Genomic DNA, 16473 nt, shown 5'->3' with positions numbered 1-16473 from the left:
TCAAGGTCCGGCCTTTACGTATTCTATATAGATATCACCGGAGGGGTCACGAAGTATCAAACGATTCCCGCGCGATTTGGTAAATGCCTGGCGAGTGGCGGCGAGGGCACCGAGGTAGGCATGTTCTTGCCGCAGCAAGGGTTCGGGGCCGCCCATCTTGGTAGAGACAAAGCTGGAGGTATCCCAAAGTAACTGCCCGTTATCGGTTACCTGCACCTCTCCCCGATAGGTGTTTATGCCACTCCTCCCCATGACATTGCCTTGGAGATTGCACACAAAGGTAAAGTCCGCAGGCCTCTGGATGTCGACCACCCCACCATTGACGCGCAAGCGTACCAGCTGCCACTTCTTACCACAGACCGCTCCCATACTGCCTGAAGATTGAACAACTTGGGCTTCTTCTATTCGGTTTGTTAGACATCCGCCGACAACTAATAGGGCTCCCAGAAGCCATATTTGTACCAACCTACTCATCGACGAATAACTCCCAAACACAAACCCTTCTCCAGCCCACACCCAAGCCAGCCACTTTTCGGCTTTCACAAAAGCTTAGTTGTTGGCTGCCGTGACGAGACGACAGCAGTGACAAGCTATGCTTGCACTGATGTAAAAAAATAGTATTTGGCCATCGATTAAAGGACGGTCGTCGATATGATCAGGCGCACCAAAATTGTTGCCACCCTGGGTCCAGCTACCGATAAAGAAGAAACACTTCGGCAATTAATCAAGGCCGGTGTGGATATGGTTCGCCTTAACTTCTCTCATGGAAAAATTGATGATCACCGGCGCCGGGCAAAATTTGTCCGTGAAGAAGCCGAGCGTCAGTGCAGACATATTGCCCTGCTGGGAGATTTACAGGGGCCCAAAATTCGTGTCGGAAAATTCACTGATGGGCGTATATATCTGCGCAAAGGTGAAGAATTTATTTTGGACCCGGATTGGGATAAAGATAGTGGCAGTCCTGAAGGTGTTTGGGTTGATTATGAAGCACTCGCAGAAGACTGTAATGAGGGAGACTGCCTGTTACTGGATGACGGCCGATTGAGTTTGCGCATCAAAAAAATTATTGGTCTGTCATTAAAAACCGAGGTTGAAAATGGTGGCTGGTTATCTGATAGAAAGGGAATAAATAAGCAGGGAGGTGGCCTGACTGCGCCGGCACTGACAGAAAAAGACCATCGGGATATCAAAGTTGCCGCCGAGTTACAGGTAGATTATTTAGCCGTTTCTTTCCCTCGCGATGCTCGCGATATTCACAAAGCGAGAAAGTTACTCAGAGAGGCGGGTGGCACCGCACATATTATTGCCAAAATCGAAAGGGCTGAGGCGGTATCCAATGATGCTCGCCTTGAGAAGCTCATCTTGGCCAGTGATGCCATTATGGTAGCGCGCGGTGATCTCGCCGTGGAGATTGGTGATGCAGAATTAATGGGAGTACAAAAACATTTAATCAGCTATGCCCGCTATCTCAATCGGGTCGTTATTACTGCGACACAAATGATGGAGTCGATGATTTCGAGTCCGGTACCTACTCGAGCAGAAGTCTGCGATGTGGCTAATGCAGTACTGGATGGTACTGATGCGGTAATGTTATCTGCTGAGACAGCGGCAGGTGAATATCCTATTGAAACCGTTAAGCATATGGCTGAAGTGATTCTTGGGGCAGAAAAACACCGTAAAATTTATTCCACGCCGGAAAGCCTTCGCGGCGATTACCCTGCGGGTGATGCGTGTATCGCCATGGCCGCCATGATCATAGCGAATCATTGCCGTGAAATTAAAGCCATTATTTGCCAGACCGAAACTGGAAATACTGCGTTATTGATGTCGAGAGTATGTGCATTAATTCCTATTTACGCTTTTTGTCGGCACCAAAAGTGCTGTAATCGTGTAGCCCTCTACAGCGGCGTTGACCCTGTATTAATGGATGTTTCTAATATGGACGGCCCGCTGCGAGATCAAAAAGCAATTTCTTATTTACTGGATCAGGAACTGCTAATTTCAGGGGACTTCGTTTTGATATCCCGGGGCTATCAACAGGATATTGGTGGTCACACCGATACCCTGCGTATTGTCCGCGTGCCCTGATACAAACGATTAAATTACAAATTCTCACAGTGCAAATAACTTACCCCGCACGAACACATCTAACCAGTACCTTGGTCTCCAATTCCTGCTCAACACAGCGAAACTTCTGACCGTCAAGGGTTAATGACTTTGGGCTTCCCTGGGGCGCGGTTGTCGAACAACCGGCAACTCCTGTCGCCAGGGCCACGGCAAGCAGAATAAGTAGTATTTTCTGCACCGCAGTTACCTCTTTGAGTGGTGTGAGTGACGCATTCCCGAATAACTTGTTTATTCAGGGTAGAGGTAATAGCTGTCATTGAGATGTATAACGCGCCAATTTGTTAAAAGTGGCGACAGTGAGCTTGGATGGTGAGGCTATTTAAGTGGGCGGTTGCACTGAGGTTGGCGATTAACTTACCCCGCTGCGTCTTTTGATGGTTTGCTACAGCGGGGTTAGTTACCTAATAAAGCTTGGAGTTAGCGTCTACCGCGATGGTGTCCACCGCGAACACGATAGTGGCCTCTATGGCCCCGGTAGCCGCGATAACCGCCGCGGTGATAACTTCTATAGCCTCGGTGATGGGCCCGGTAGCGGGCATGGGGCGACCGAGGGTAATAGAAACGGTTGTAGTAGGGCATTCCGCGATAGTAATAGCGAGCCCGGTAGCGAGGGTGGCCGCGGAATGATGCGGATCGGTAACTGGCGTAGCCACCGCGGTAATAATAGGTATTCACCGGTGTGAAACCAACGGTTTGGTAAACCGGTGTCCTGTAGGAAGTTAAATAGACATTACTCGAAGCGTAATAGTTGGGCGTGGCATAGGGATAAGCGTAGGAGGAGGTGTAAGCGACTTGCCCTCCACTTGGGCCACCGTAACTGGTGTAGGTGGTGTAGTAACCATCGGTGGCACAGGCACCCAGGGCTAGGGCTGTGCACACCGTGGCGGTGAGAATCACCGTTTTTACAGCTCTATTCATAGTGCTTTCTCCGGTAAGTGGAATTTCCCCCCGGAGAGGCCCGGCAGGGGCCAAGCCCCTAGGCGCGCCAACTAGGCGAGCACAGAATCTCAGACTTAGTAAGGTCTTGCGCGCGGCGGTGGATCGACAATTTGATACTGGGTATTTACAACCGCAGGCGGTCTCAGGCGATAAAAGTTGCCGTCCCAGTAGAAGTTACAGTGCTGCATATTGTGACAGGTGCCATCCGGGTGGCAGTGGGCATAGCGGCCACGCAGGTTGTAATACGTCTTGTTGTAATAAGGGCTGTATCCGTAATAACTGGCGGAACAATCGTTGCCTCCGCAGGGATAGCCGGATGTTCCATTACAGGCCGATAGAGCCAGTCCTGCTGCGATGGCGAGCGCACAACCTGAGCCTCGCAGCAATCTAGTGGGCAGCGGTTTCATCAAGACCTCCACACCTATTGGCGGGTAACACTTCTACATTCAGCCTAGCATTTTTGGCGTGTGAATCATCACGAGGCAGAGTAAATGTTCTAGCAAAGCTGAATACCGAGGCAGGTCTGTATTGGTTGATGGAAACTCTTCAGTTTCGATTTGATAGACCCACTTGTTCGGAGTCAAAAAAGGTAAGGTCGGCAGGCGGGTGAAACCACTAAAAATTCGCACGTTGTGAGAAAAAAGGTTCTCTCACAACGTGCGAATTAAGCCCTGAAGGCTCTTTAACTTAGTGACTACTTGGCAGGAGATTGGGGTCTATTGATTCTAAGTAGGCGCCGCTGCTCAGTAATTGTTTCGCCTCTTCAATATCCGGGGCAAAGTAGCGGTCCTTGTCATAGAAAGGTACTCGGGCGCGCAGTTTTGCCTTGGCGGCCTCCAGTTTTTCCGTGGATTTTAATGGCGCGCGGAAATCCAGTCCCTGGCAGGCAGCGAGTATCTCCACCGCCAGGATGCCACAGGTATTGTCGGCCATATCCCGCAGGCGACGGCCGGCAAAGGTGGCCATGGATACATGGTCTTCCTGGTTGGCGGAGGTGGGCAGTGAGTCCACGCAGGCTGGGTGCGCCATGGATTTGTTCTCACTGGCCAGCGCCGCCGAGGTGACCTGGGCGATCATAAAGCCGGAGTTTACCCCGCCATTTTCCACCAGGAAAGGCGGCAGGCCGGACAGGTTGCTGTCGATTAACAGGGCCATACGGCGCTCGGACAGAGAGCCGATTTCTGCCAGAGCCAGTGCCAAGTTGTCGGCGATCATAGCAACAGGCTCCGCGTGGAAGTTACCTCCGGAAATAATGTCGGAGTTATCCGGATTTTCCTCGTCGGTAAATACCAGCGGGTTATCGGAAACCCCGTTTGCCTCGGCCAACAATACTTCGGCGGCGAAGCGCATCTGCTGGAGGCAGGCGCCCATCACCTGGGGCTGACAGCGCAGGGAGTAGGGGTCCTGCACCTTTTCACAGAATTGATGGGAATCACCGATCTGGCTGGTTTCACCGAGCAGGTCCCGATAAATTGCCGCCACGTCGCGCTGTGCCTGCTGGCCGCGAGCGTTGTGAATACGCTCGTCGAACGGGCGGCGCGAGCCCTTGGCGGCTTCCAGAGTCATGGCACCGGTCACCAGGGCACCGGCGAACAGGTCTTCACTGGCGAACAGGCCGAGCAGGGCAAAGGCGGTGGATGCCTGGGTGCCATTCAGCAGGGCGAGGCCCTCTTTGGGGGCCAGGGTAATGGGCTCAAGGCCCGCCGCTTTGAGGCCTTCGTGGGCGCTCTTGCGCTCGCCTTGGATCAATACTTCCCCTTCACCGAGAAGCACCACGCTCATATGAGCCAGCGGCGCCAAATCGCCAGAGGCGCCTACGGAGCCTTTCTCGGGGATAGCGGGGTAGACACCGGCATTGACCAGTTGCATTAACGCTTCGATAACCTGCGGGCGCACGCCGGAAAAGCCGCGCGCGAGGGAGTTGATTTTCAACACCATCAGCAGGCGCACAGTGGCTTCACTCATAAAGTTGCCGGTGCCGGCGGCGTGGCTCAGTACGATAGCGCGCTGTAGGTTTTCCAGGTCGTGTTTTTCAATGCGGGTGTTGGCCAACAAACCAAAACCGGTATTGATGCCGTAAACCGTGCGGCCTTCGGTAATCACTTGGGCGACGGTGTGGGCAGAGGCTTCGATAGCGGGATAGGCGCTTTTCGCCAGGGACAGTTGCACCGGCTCGCGGGCTACGCGGCGCAGTTGCGCAAGGCTTAACTGGCCGGGATCGATTTCCAATTGATACATAAATTCATTCACCAAAAAATATTTGCTGCTTAGCAGGCTGTTGAAAAACAGCCTGTTAGACGCCAGTGGTACAGCCCGATAAAAATGCTTCGGGCTGCAAAAGATTTCCGCCGGCGGTATTTTTATTGCGGTAAAAAATCAGTCGTTCAGCATGGGCAGGTCCAGGCCCTGCTCTTTTGCGCATTTTTTTGCGATCTCGTAACCGGCATCGGCGTGGCGCATGACACCGGTGGCGGGATCATTCCAGAGAACCCGTTCGATACGCTTGCGCGCGGCTTCGGTGCCGTCACACACAATGACCACACCGGAGTGCTGGGAGAAGCCCATGCCCACGCCACCGCCGTGATGCAGGGATACCCAAGTAGCGCCGGAGGCGGTATTCAGCAGGGCATTCATCAGCGGCCAGTCGGAGACGGCGTCGGAGCCATCCATCATGGCCTCGGTTTCGCGATTGGGGCTGGCGACTGAGCCGCTGTCGAGATGGTCGCGGCCGATGACTACCGGCGCTTCCAATTCACCGTTTGCCACCATCTCGTTAAACGCCAGCGCCAGGCGCGCGCGATCTTTCAGACCCACCCAGCAGATACGTGCGGGCAGTCCCTGGAAGTGAATTCGCTCGCGGGCCATATCGAGCCAGTTGTGCAGCTGCGGGTTGTCGGGAATCAGTTCTTTAACCTTGGCATCGGTCTTGTAGATATCTTCCGGGTTGCCGGACAGCGCCGCCCAGCGGAAAGGACCGACGCCTTCGCAGAACAGCGGGCGAATATAGGCGGGCACAAAGCCGGGGAAATCGAAGGCATTTTCCACGCCCTCTTCCAGGGCCATTTGGCGAATATTGTTGCCGTAGTCGAGGGTTGCGGCGCCGCGCTTTTGCAGCTCCAGCATGGCTTCAACCTGAACCGCCATAGACTGCTTGGCAGCCTTCACTACAGCGGCCTCGTCTTTCTTACGCATCTCTGCGGCGTATTCCATGCTCCAGCCCTGGGGCAGGTAGCCATTTAAAGGATCGTGTGCGGAAGTCTGGTCGGTAACCGAATCCGGCAGAATATTGCGTTTTACAATTTCCGGGAAAATATCTGCGGCATTGCCCAGCAGGCCAACGGAAATGGCTTCGCCTTTTTCCATCGCGGCTTCAATCATTTGCAGCGCTTCGTCGAGGCTGGTGGCTTTTTTGTCGACATAGCCGGTGCGCAGACGGAAATCGATACGGGTTTCGTCGCACTCTACGGCGATCATGCTGAAACCGGCCATCGTCGCCGCCAGTGGCTGAGCGCCACCCATGCCGCCGAGGCCGCCGGTAAGAATCCATTTGCCTTTCGCTTCGCCCTTAAAATGTTTGCGTGCGACGGCGGCAAAGGTTTCATAGGTGCCCTGGACGATGCCCTGGGAGCCGATATAAATCCAGGAGCCGGCAGTCATCTGGCCGTACATGGCCAGGCCTTTTTTATCCAGCTCGTTGAAGTGTTCCCAGTTAGCCCAGTGGGGTACCAGATTGGAGTTGGCAATTAATACCCGGGGCGCGTCGGCGTGGGTTTTAAAGACACCGACGGGTTTGCCGGACTGCACCAGCAGGGTTTCGTCGTCTTCCAGGCGCTTCAGTACTTCGACTATTTTGTCGTAGCACTCCCAGTCCCGCGCGGCGCGGCCGATACCGCCGTAAACCACCAGGTCTTCCGGGCGCTCGGCTACCTCGGCGTCCAGGTTGTTCATCAACATGCGCAGGGGAGCTTCGGTGAGCCAGCTTTTGGCATTGAGCTCACTGCCGCGAGGCGCGCGGATTTTGCGGCTGGGATCGTGGCGTTTGTCGGTAGACATAGCTTCCTCGTCAATTTTTCTCGTAAAAAAATTCACACGTCCCGGATTTGATGGTTTCTTTTCCCAGGGCGCGCGGGATAAATCAATAACTAGAATCTCAGTTGTGCACCGAGGCGGTATCGATTGCCTGGGTGAACCAGGCGCGCGAAGCTCACGGTGCCGGCACTGCATTTAGTGCGCCGCCAAACCTGGAGGCACGCATCTCCGGGGGCAATTTCCAGAGCGTGGGCGATAGCGGCTTCCGCAGCTATGGCCTCGACGGTTGTATCGGCCTCGGTCAGCGGTGCGACTTTGGAAAGATAGGCGTTGGGGGTGGTGTGGGCGAAGTCCTGGTCCAGGTAATCTGGAGCCAAGGCTGGATTGGTAAACCGCTCTTCCCACTGCACCGGCAAGCCGTTGTCACAGTGCACAATAATGGAGTGAAACACTTTTGCCTGTTCGGGCACTTCCAATGCCAGGGCTACATCGGCGCTGGCGACACAGGGCTGAGCTAACAGAATGCGGTTGCTGTAACTGTGCCCCCGGGCCGAGATCTCGTCGGCGATATTGCGCACTTCCAACAGTGAGCTGGCGGGCACCGGCTCGGCGACAAAAGTACCCAGCCCCTGGGAGCGCATCAGAACGCGCTCATCGGTTAACTCGGTGAGTGCCCGCCTTGCGGTCATCCGGCTCACACTGAATTGCTGTGCCAGTTGGTTCTCCGAGGGCACCTGGGAGTGAATTGGCCACTCGCCAGACTCAATTTGTTGGCGGATATGGCGCTTGATGGCCGCGTATCGGGGTTCACTTGCAGTATTCATAGACTTAGGTACAGTGCTTCCGTGGCTTGTATATTGTTGTATATACAAGAATAGTTACGGCTACTATGGTTTTCCTGCTGCGGGCTGTCAAGTCGAAGAGGGGAGCTGTATCCTGCCCGTTACTGGTTTGTCGGTCATCGGGCCGAGCATCTATGGTTTAAAAGGAAAAGCGTGCCGCTAAAAGCTTATGTCAGAACGCTGTGATTTGCTGATTACCAATTTGAATGCCGCCACAATGGACCCATCCATTGCCGGTGGTTACGGTGTTATCGAGGATGCTGCAATTGCGGTAACCAAAGGTCGGATCGTTTGGATTGGTCCCCGCCGGGATCTGCCCGAGTGCACCCCAGACCGCATTGTTGATGGCGAAGGTCAATGGGCAACTCCGGGCCTGATCGATTGCCACACGCATCTTGTATATGGAGGCCATCGCGCAGGGGAGTTTGCCCGTCGCCTGGGGGGAGAGAGTTACGAAGAAGTGGCTCGCTCTGGCGGGGGTATTATTTCTACCGTGCGGGCGACACGGGGTGCCAGTGCCGAGAACCTGTATAAGTTGGCTGAGCCCCGTCTGCACGCCCTGATGGCCGAAGGCGTTACAACCGTGGAAATTAAATCCGGTTATGGCCTGGACCTGGATACTGAACTAAAGCAATTGCGCACCGCGAGACGCCTGGCGCAACACAACTCAGTGGAAATAGTAACGACCTGTCTGGCAGCTCACGCTCTGCCACCGGAATACGACGGTCGTGCCGATGAATATATCGATCTTATCTGCGAGCAGATATTGCCCGCTGTAGCCCGCGAGCAGTTGGCCGATGCCGTGGATATGTTTTGCGAGACGATAGGATTTACTGTCGATCAGTGCCAGAGAGTTATCGATGCAGCGAAAAAACTGGACCTGCCAGTAAAAGTGCACGCCGAGCAGTTGGCGCGTACAGGGGCTACTGAAATGGCGGCAAAGTCCGGGGCATTATCGGTAGATCATATTGAATACATCAGCGATGCGGATGTCCGGGCCATGGCGGAAAGCGGCACCGTGGCCGTCCTCCTGCCGGGTGCTTTCTATACGCTGCACGAAACCCAGGTTCCGCCCATTGAAAAATTACGCGAGGCGGGGGTTTGTATGGCATTGGCTACAGACCTTAATCCCGGGAGTTGTCCAATCGCTTCCCTGCGTTTGATGATGAATATGGGTTGTCAGCTGTTTGGCTTAACTCCGGCAGAAGCTCTCGCAGGTGTTACCCGTGCAGCCGCTCGGGCATTGGGTTTGTGCTGTTCTCGCGGTGTACTGCGCGAGGGGCTGCGAGCAGATATTGTTCTTTGGCCGATGGATACCCCGGATCAGCTCGCTTATGAAGTTGGCGCTTTAAAGCCTGCAAGAATTTTCCTGGAGGGGCGCGATGTTACAGCTTGCTGATATGCAACTGAGAGTCGGGTAAGTTGATTCCTAGGGTGGATGTACATCGGAAATAAGGATAAGTTGGTGCTAAATGAGCAACAATATTATCAACAATTTTTATAAGGTTTTTGCGCCCATTATTATCTGAGAATTGGAATGTTGATCTCTATTTAGTATCTATCGAGGGCTTTATTTTTAGTTCATGAGTGTCGCTTTGTATTTACAATGGGCGACACTTTTTGAAACTGCTAGCCAATGTCACAGCGTTGGCTGATAAATAGGGCATACTTATAAACTGTAAGCTCCTTTAGATTTACAATCGGAATAAATAAACGGTCCCCTCTTAACATTAATGATCAGGGGGCTGTAACCGATAAATAAGTAATAAGGATTTTTGTATACCTTACATTTTCACAGGAAGTGCATCTTGTCTTTGCAATATCTCTATATCACTTAATGCACACTAAATTCATTACTCTAAAGCTAGGAGCTCTTGAAAATGAGTAATTCCAGTCTTTCAGGAGCAGTGGTGCTCCCGCAAGAAAATCCTCGTATTTTGGCCTTTGATCTGACCCGAGGCATTGCCGTACTGTTTATGATTGCTATTCACGTCTTATATCATTATGGACGAACAGACGTGGCAGACAGTGCTATTGGTGTTGCTATCCAGGTATCTGCGGGAACTCCGGCAGCTTCAGCATTTATGCTGATTATGGGTATTTTCATTGGCTATAGTTCGAAGCCGAGTCTGAAACAGGATTTGTTTCGTGCTGCTGGTCTTTTTGCAATAGGGTATTTACTTAATTTCGCCCGTGGCACAGTGCCTATGTGGCTTTCTTTACAGTTTGGCCTTGTCACACAAGAGCAACTGGGAGAATACACACCGCTGAGTGAATTTCTTATGGTAGATATTTTCCAGTTTGCTGGCCTTGCGCTTGCTATTTGTGCACTAGTCAGGCACTTCTTGCCTCATCCTATATACTGGCTCGCTGCGGCAGCTATCGTAGCATTCGGCTCCTCACTCGTCTGGGATATCGGCAGTAACTCCGTTGTTATTGACGAAATTTTACAGTTGTTTTTTGGCAATAAGCGCGAAGGGGTAATGTTCCCGTTATTTTCCTGGCTTGCCTATCCCCTCGCAGGCATGGCAGTTGGCTACTGGTTTAAAAATACAAAAAATATAGATGCATTGTTCTCACGCAGCATATGGATTGGCTTAGCCCTAATGAGCATAGGTGGTCTTCTAATCATGTTAAATACGCAATACTTTTTTGCCGAAAACATGAGAGGTGGCCCAGGTCTAATTATTCTGCTTATTGGCTATACTTTCCTTTGGCTTTGGATTAGTAATTTCCTCTTAAACAAAGTAAAGAACAGAAAGCTCATTGACGTAATGGTGTTTTGGGGTAAAAACATAACTCCGTTCTATATTGCTCAGTGGTTGATAATTGGATGGGGATTAATGTTAGTTGGTTCCCAGCAGCTTGGTATGGCCAGTACGTTAACAGCAATGTTTATCGTACTCCTTCTTTCTCATTTTGGGACTCGAGCTTGGGTTAATTTCCGTTCCCACAAAGGGAAAGCTATGGAGCAGCCAGCAGCGTCTGCGGTATAGTACCGACATGCAACACGTGCTGTTGAAAAATGCGGCACGTTAGTGTTGTAGAAGCGCAACTTAAATGCTTCTTTTCCGTGACATATTTTAAGGTACTCGCAGAGGGCATTGCTTGATCGTCTACTTCCAAAAGTATCGGCAGCTCTCGCGTTGGGGCTTTACAGTTCCCACAGCCCACTGTGCGAAGGTTTGTGCGCGCATATTGCGCACGGCCAATGGATATTCCGGTTCAACTTGCCTACAAAGTGGGGGCTTGAAGCCAATAAAGATCTTCCTCGGAGGTATTGATGTTACAACTTGCTGATATGCAGTTATGGAGTGGTCGCACCGACTCTGAGGATGGACGTGCAGGTGAGCGCTGGCACCAGCGGATTTCTCCTTTGCAATTGGATGACCCTCCCGGCCTGGCTGTTCTCGGCTTCGCTTCTGATGAGGGTGTGCGTCGAAATAAAGGGCGAATTGGCGCGGCCAAGGGACCGAGAATATTGCGTTTGGCCATGGCGAACTTGCCGGCAACTTTTGATGCGCCCTTATACGATGCGGGTAACGTCAGAGTCGAACGGGAAGACTTGGAGTCTGCCCAATCGCTATTGGGTGCCCGTATCAATGAGTTGCTCGGTGCCGGTCACTTTCCACTGGTATTGGGAGGCGGCCATGAAATTGCTTTTGGCAGTTATCAGGGGATTGCCCGCTGGATGCGCGAGCATCACCGCGAGAGCAGTCTGGGTATTATCAATTTTGATGCGCATTTGGATTTACGCACACCTGCGCCAAAGGGGTCATCGGGTACGCCATTTTTCCAGATTGCAGAGCAGTGCAGGATAAATGGCCGCGAATTTAATTATCTCTGTGTAGGCGCAGCGGATAACGCCAACACGCCTGCTCTCTACCAGAGAGCTGATGAGCTGGGTGCCCAGGTTATTCGGGATCGTGAAATCAGTAGTTGGAATCTGAATACTGTTCAGGCGCGAATCCGCGATTTTATTGAGAAGGTGGATTTTGTCTATCTGACGGTATGTCTGGATGTATTGCCGGCGGCAGTAATGCCAGCGGTGAGTGCCCCCTCTGGCAGGGGGGTTTCCATGGAGTTTCTGGAAGTCTTGCTGGATACCGTTTTGGAATCCAATAAAGTTTGTTTGGCGGATATTGCTGAATTTAATCCCTATTTTGATATTGAGGATCATGGTGCGCGTACCGCAGCCCGCTTAGGTTTTCAAATTGCAAATCGTGCGGCCAGAAAAATCCCCTGAGTATTTTTTAATAATACAGCGCGGCCTGTATGTCTTTGGAGGTCGCGTTAACTTCAGTATTAGAAACCACTATTTTAATCTTTATCCACAGCCGTAAGTGACTGGCAGAAAGCTCCACTTTTGCAGTTGATATGATCAAAGATCTTGAAATTAATCACCTAAGAACCCTGGAAATACTATTCAGGGTTGAAAGTATCTCCCTTGCTGCAGAGCATCTACAGGTTTCGCAGCAAGCTGTCAGTTTGCAGCTGAAGAAGATTAGAAAAATAGTTGGGGATGATCTATTTGTGCGCACTGGGCATGGGATGGCTCCCACCAGTTATGCAAAATTTATAGAGCCACAAATTCGACAGGTGCTGACGTTACTCAGTGAGATTCCCGCCCCGGGCTCTCTTGACTCAAGCCAGGCTTCCCGGACCCTGGTGATCTCTGCTACAGATTACACGCAAAAAGTGGTTGTTGCCGAATTGATCGAAAGGGTCAGGCAATATGCGCCGAAAGTGAAATTTATTGTCACTAATATTGAAAGCGTTTCTCTCACCCAGAAAATGCATCAGGGAGAAATTGACTTAGCTTTTACATCAGCGGGGTATGTGCCTGATGGAATTAATACACAGGTGCTCTTTAATGAGCGTTATGTCTGTGTATCGGCTAATCCTATGTATAGTTTAGATGAGTTGGTCCCTATTGATCAGTTGATGCAATCTGATTTTGTGATTACATCGCCAGGGGTTGGAGGCTTGCGCGGTTCAGCCGATCGTTGGCTAGAGGGGCAAGGTCTAAAAAGAGAGATTGTTGTCTCGGCGCCCTCTTTTTATATAGCCCAGGAGTTCTTGAAAAGGACGGACACTCTGGCCTTTATCCCCTCTAGGTTGATGCCTTGTGAAGGCTTGGTGGAAATTACCTTGGACAAGTATCCACCTGGCTACGAAGTTGTAGCCGCCTTTCACCCCCGAGTGGAAAATGATCCATTGGTAAGTTGGATTCTCAATGATCTGCACCAACGGTTTTCGAAGTCAATGGCTTCCTGATTGTATCCGTAACAAGCTTTACTCCATAGCTTTGGCAAAGCTGCCTTTCTACTATGATTTTTTCAAAAGCTAGAAAGCGTACAGGTCTGTTATGAGTATTCTGAATATTAATCCTTCTTCACTTTACGATGGCAGTTCTTCCTGCCTATCCCACGCCCGAGTCGATACCAAAACAGGCTTGGTATTTGTATCGGGTCAGGTGGATTGGGATAGTAATTGTGAAGTTAAAAACAAAGGGGTTGGTGCTCAGGCGGAAAGCGCCATGCAAAACCTATTGACAGTATTGGATGAGGCCGGATCGTCGGTAGAGAACCTTTTGCAGTTACGTATCTATGTGCGTGGAGAAGTTAGTGAGCATCTGGGGGAAATAGTCCCCGTGCTATCTAAATATTTGGGTACTACTCGCCCGGCAATCACGGGAGTGGGAGTCAGATCCCTGGCGTCGCCAGAGACATTGATAGAAATTGAGGCAGTGGCTAAAACGCTGCTTTAAGTACCTGAATAAAAAAGCCCCGCATTGCCGGGCTTTTAAGTTTTACTTGAGGTGTTCCCTAAGCTCGGAGCCTGCTTGATCAAGAGCATCCTGCACAGCGGGCACGTCACTCAGGGCATTTAGTAGGCCGTAGTCGTGAATCATGCCGTTATAGCGAACAGCGGTTACGGTCACACCAGCTTCGTTAAGTTTGCGGGCGTAAGCTTCCCCTTCATCTCTCAGCACATCCATCTCAGCAGTCTGCACCAGAGCGGGAGGCAGGCCGACCAACTGGGATTTGCTTGCGCGCAGAGGTGAAGCATAGATCTCGTTGCGCTGTTTGGGGTCGGTAGTGTAGTTATCCCAGAACCACTTCATCATATCTCGTGTCAGGAAGTGATCCTGGGCGAACTGCTTGTAAGAAGCGTTGTTGAAGTTGGCATCGGTAACCGGCCAGAGCAGCAGTTGGAATTGCAGATCCGGTGTTCCTTTCTCTTTCGCCATCAAGGCAACCACGGCTGCCATATTGCCACCGACACTGTTACCGGCCACGGCAAGACGGGAACCGTCGACACCGATCTTTTCGCCATTCTCCGCGACCCACTGGGTAGCCGCATAAGCCTGGTTAATTGCAGTCGGGTACTTGGCCTCTGGAGATGGGGTGTAATCCACATATACCGCAGCGGCGCCGGAGCGTTGAACCAGATCGCGGATCAAGCGTTCGTGGGTTGGGTAGTCACCCAAGACCCAGCCTCCGCCGTGGAAATACATAAAGGCGGGAATCTGGCCCCGGGTGTTTTTCGGTTTAACGATAGTCAGTTCCAGCTTTTCGCCATTAACCGTAATGGTTTTCTTGTTGACTTCAGCGGGCGGCAATTGCGCACCCTCTTGGGCTCCGACCAGGACGGCGCGGGCATCTTTTGGTGATAGTTGCTCAATGGGTTTGCCGCCACCTTGCGCCAGTGCTTGAAGGAACCCCTGGGTACTTTTCTCCACACCAGGGGAAATAGAAGCAGATGCAGAAGCCATACCAAGAGCAAAGAAAAGGGGTAGTGCCAGCTTGGAAATTTTTAAGCCATTCATAACGGATACCTTCAACTCTCTACCGGTTGCTTAAGCGGATATGTGCAGGCGCACATCAACATTGCCTCGGGTTGCATTGGAATAAGGGCAAACTTCTTCGTGAGCGGTGCTGGCAATTTTTTCTGCCGTCGCCTGATCGAGGCCAGGAAGATCGATGTAGAGGTCAATATCCAGACCGAACCCCTTACCCTGGGGGCCGATTCCAACTTCAGCGCGCACAGTGGTTTCTTCCGGGACTTTTACTTTCTCTTTACCGGCGACAAACTTAAGAGCGCCAATAAAGCAGGCAGAGTAACCCGCAGCAAACAGTTGCTCTGGGTTGGTGCCATCGCCACCGGGGCCGCCAAGCTCTTTGGGAATACTGAGCTTGACGCTTAACTTTCCATCTGATGATTGAGCTTCGCCATCACGGCCGCCATTTGCGGTTGCTACTGCGGTGTAAACTGTTTGCATTAACCTGTCCTCATTGATGTGTGTTTGTCTGTCAGAAGCCGCCTGGAATGGAGTCCAGTCCTTTTCCCGCTGGATTTATTGAGCTGGGGGTAGTAGTCCGGATTTCTAAGTCAGCTTCTAAATAGCGCGTCAGCTTGGGCGCCAGATAAAGTTATTGCGATAACTATTATTGCGATAATTAAATATCTCTATAAGGGCGATAGCTATAACAAATGGAGTCAAAGCGGGGCCCCGCTAATGGCGGGGCGATAAAAAGAGGGAAAGATTAAGGGTTCGCTAAATATTGGCGAAGCGTCTCTATTTGCGCCTTTAGCGCTCGTGCAGACTGAGGATTCAAGCCACAGGCATTCAGCACTTGAGTGGGAATTGAAGCAGCTTCTTTTTGCATCGACCTACCGGTATCAGTCAGCTCGATAATGACTCGACGCTCGTCCTCCGGGTCTCGGTGGCGGTTGATCAGATTTTGATTCTCCAATCGTTTGATAACTGGCGTTAGGGCACCCTTATCCTGGCCAAGCCGCAGACTCAGCTCCGTAGCGGTGATTCCGTCGTCTTCCCAGAGTACCAGCATCATCAAGTATTGGGGATAGGTTATTCCCAGTGTCTCCAATAGAGGCTTGTACATTTTGCTCATTGCCAGGGAGGCAGAATAAAGGCTGAAGCAAAGTTGGTTATCGAGTTTTTGGTCTTCGTTTATGGACTTGGCCATAGGCACACCCTACTTACCGGTGGCAGTTTTGCGCCAGTGTAGCGCAAGTATGGACTTACCACGCTCCTTCATTGTTCCAGAACCGACACATACTGCCAATCGAGAGCAGCGAAACTTTTTGTAAGGTTTTATTTGAAGCCGGTACAGTAATTTTCATAGACGATGGAGTGGCCGGTGGAATTACGGGATCAATTATTTCAACAAGCGACTACGGAATATACCGAAGGGGTTTCCCGGCTGGTACATAGCTATGTGCGATCAAAAGCCGAGCATGATGACCTGTTACAGGAAATCTGGCTGGGGCTCTGGCGGGCCCTGCCGACATTTCGCGGTGATGCTAGCTTAAAAACCTTTGTATATCGTATCGCACATAACCGCTGTGTGACCGAGCTGACCCGTAGGAAACCTTATCATGGGAGTGATGATGAATTACTGGAGCTTGAGGACCACCAGCCGGGCCCGGCAGAGCGACTGGTAGCTGAACGCAAGTCCGAACAGCTGGTTCGTGCAGTGCAGAAATTACCCTTAGGACTCCGGCAGAC

The 16473-nt window shown here is 51.6% G+C and carries 17 protein-coding genes (1 of these 17 running past the window's edge); 7 read left to right on the top strand and 10 right to left on the bottom strand.

Annotated features, from left to right (window positions below):
* Window positions 1-474 (bottom strand): META domain-containing protein, encoded by a 474-nt coding sequence (locus ACJJI4_RS19735; protein ID WP_413663749.1) that lies wholly within the window; start codon window positions 472-474, stop codon window positions 1-3.
* A gap of 177 nt (window positions 475-651) precedes the next feature.
* Here ACJJI4_RS19735 and pyk point away from each other — a divergent pair, with 177 nt between their 5' ends.
* Window positions 652-2088 carry a pyruvate kinase gene (gene pyk, locus ACJJI4_RS19730; protein WP_444926225.1) on the top strand — a complete coding sequence of 479 codons (1437 nt, stop codon included), beginning with the start codon at window positions 652-654 and terminating at the stop codon, window positions 2086-2088.
* A 40-nt stretch (window positions 2089-2128) separates the two neighbouring features.
* Here pyk and ACJJI4_RS19725 read toward each other — a convergent pair whose 3' ends face one another.
* The 6 genes from ACJJI4_RS19725 to hutC form a co-directional block, all read right to left on the bottom strand.
* Window positions 2129-2305, bottom strand: a complete 177-nt coding sequence (locus tag ACJJI4_RS19725) for a hypothetical protein (protein WP_413663747.1) — start codon at window positions 2303-2305, stop codon at window positions 2129-2131.
* A gap of 239 nt (window positions 2306-2544) precedes the next feature.
* The gene (locus ACJJI4_RS19720; RefSeq protein ID WP_282930780.1) at window positions 2545-3045 is read right to left on the bottom strand and encodes a hypothetical protein; all 501 of its coding nucleotides are present in this window, start codon (window positions 3043-3045) and stop codon (window positions 2545-2547) included.
* Window positions 3046-3140: 95 nt separating this feature from the next.
* Window positions 3141-3473: a hypothetical protein gene (locus ACJJI4_RS19715; RefSeq protein WP_282930781.1), complete on the bottom strand. Its 333-nt coding sequence runs from the start codon at window positions 3471-3473 to the stop codon at window positions 3141-3143.
* Between the two features lie 280 nt (window positions 3474-3753).
* A complete protein-coding gene (hutH, locus tag ACJJI4_RS19710; RefSeq protein WP_444926224.1) occupies window positions 3754-5304 on the bottom strand; it encodes a histidine ammonia-lyase in 1551 nt (516 codons plus the stop codon).
* Between the two features lie 138 nt (window positions 5305-5442).
* Window positions 5443-7290 (bottom strand): urocanate hydratase, encoded by a 1848-nt coding sequence (hutU, locus tag ACJJI4_RS19705; protein ID WP_444926223.1) that lies wholly within the window; start codon window positions 7288-7290, stop codon window positions 5443-5445.
* A complete protein-coding gene (gene hutC, locus ACJJI4_RS19700) occupies window positions 7209-7919 on the bottom strand; it encodes a histidine utilization transcriptional repressor HutC (protein ID WP_282930784.1) in 711 nt (236 codons plus the stop codon). Before hutC ends, hutU begins: the two co-directional genes overlap by 82 nt.
* 187 nt (window positions 7920-8106) lie before the next feature.
* Here hutC and hutI point away from each other — a divergent pair, with 187 nt between their 5' ends.
* The 5 genes from hutI to ACJJI4_RS19675 all read left to right on the top strand — a co-directional run bounded on the left by hutI (window position 8107) and on the right by ACJJI4_RS19675 (window position 13707).
* Window positions 8107-9336 carry an imidazolonepropionase gene (gene hutI, locus ACJJI4_RS19695; RefSeq protein WP_413663744.1) on the top strand — a complete coding sequence of 410 codons (1230 nt, stop codon included), beginning with the start codon at window positions 8107-8109 and terminating at the stop codon, window positions 9334-9336.
* A gap of 481 nt (window positions 9337-9817) precedes the next feature.
* The gene (locus tag ACJJI4_RS19690) at window positions 9818-10933 is read left to right on the top strand and encodes a heparan-alpha-glucosaminide N-acetyltransferase domain-containing protein (RefSeq protein ID WP_444926222.1); all 1116 of its coding nucleotides are present in this window, start codon (window positions 9818-9820) and stop codon (window positions 10931-10933) included.
* A gap of 287 nt (window positions 10934-11220) precedes the next feature.
* Complete coding sequence (gene hutG / locus ACJJI4_RS19685) at window positions 11221-12183, top strand: formimidoylglutamase (RefSeq protein WP_444926221.1); 963 nt, start codon at window positions 11221-11223, stop codon at window positions 12181-12183.
* A 131-nt stretch (window positions 12184-12314) separates the two neighbouring features.
* Window positions 12315-13214 (top strand): LysR family transcriptional regulator, encoded by a 900-nt coding sequence (locus ACJJI4_RS19680; RefSeq protein ID WP_444926220.1) that lies wholly within the window; start codon window positions 12315-12317, stop codon window positions 13212-13214.
* A 91-nt stretch (window positions 13215-13305) separates the two neighbouring features.
* The gene (locus ACJJI4_RS19675; protein WP_444895747.1) at window positions 13306-13707 is read left to right on the top strand and encodes a RidA family protein; all 402 of its coding nucleotides are present in this window, start codon (window positions 13306-13308) and stop codon (window positions 13705-13707) included.
* 42 nt (window positions 13708-13749) lie between these two features.
* On the opposite strand, the gene ACJJI4_RS19670 is transcribed toward ACJJI4_RS19675, so the two are convergent.
* From ACJJI4_RS19670 to ACJJI4_RS19660, 3 genes are all read right to left on the bottom strand, one after another.
* Window positions 13750-14769, bottom strand: a complete 1020-nt coding sequence (locus ACJJI4_RS19670) for an alpha/beta hydrolase (RefSeq protein ID WP_444926219.1) — start codon at window positions 14767-14769, stop codon at window positions 13750-13752.
* 30 nt (window positions 14770-14799) lie between these two features.
* Window positions 14800-15222, bottom strand: coding sequence for an organic hydroperoxide resistance protein (locus ACJJI4_RS19665; RefSeq protein ID WP_444926218.1), 423 nt, complete (start codon window positions 15220-15222; stop codon window positions 14800-14802).
* Between the two features lie 265 nt (window positions 15223-15487).
* Complete coding sequence (locus ACJJI4_RS19660; RefSeq protein WP_444915221.1) at window positions 15488-15931, bottom strand: MarR family winged helix-turn-helix transcriptional regulator; 444 nt, start codon at window positions 15929-15931, stop codon at window positions 15488-15490.
* Between the two features lie 174 nt (window positions 15932-16105).
* Between ACJJI4_RS19660 and ACJJI4_RS19655 the strand changes: the two genes are divergently transcribed.
* A protein-coding gene (locus ACJJI4_RS19655) for an RNA polymerase sigma factor (RefSeq protein ID WP_444926217.1) crosses the window boundary here: on the top strand, window positions 16106-16473 show its 5' portion. The gene runs 136 nt beyond the window's last position; only the first 368 of its 504 coding nucleotides appear in the window; its start codon is at window positions 16106-16108; the stop codon falls past the right edge of the window.

Source organism: Microbulbifer maximicatervae (SeqCode), from assembly GCF_052467305.1.
The sequence above is the reverse complement of the archived record's forward strand: the minus strand, read 5'-3'. Positions and strand labels throughout refer to the sequence as shown.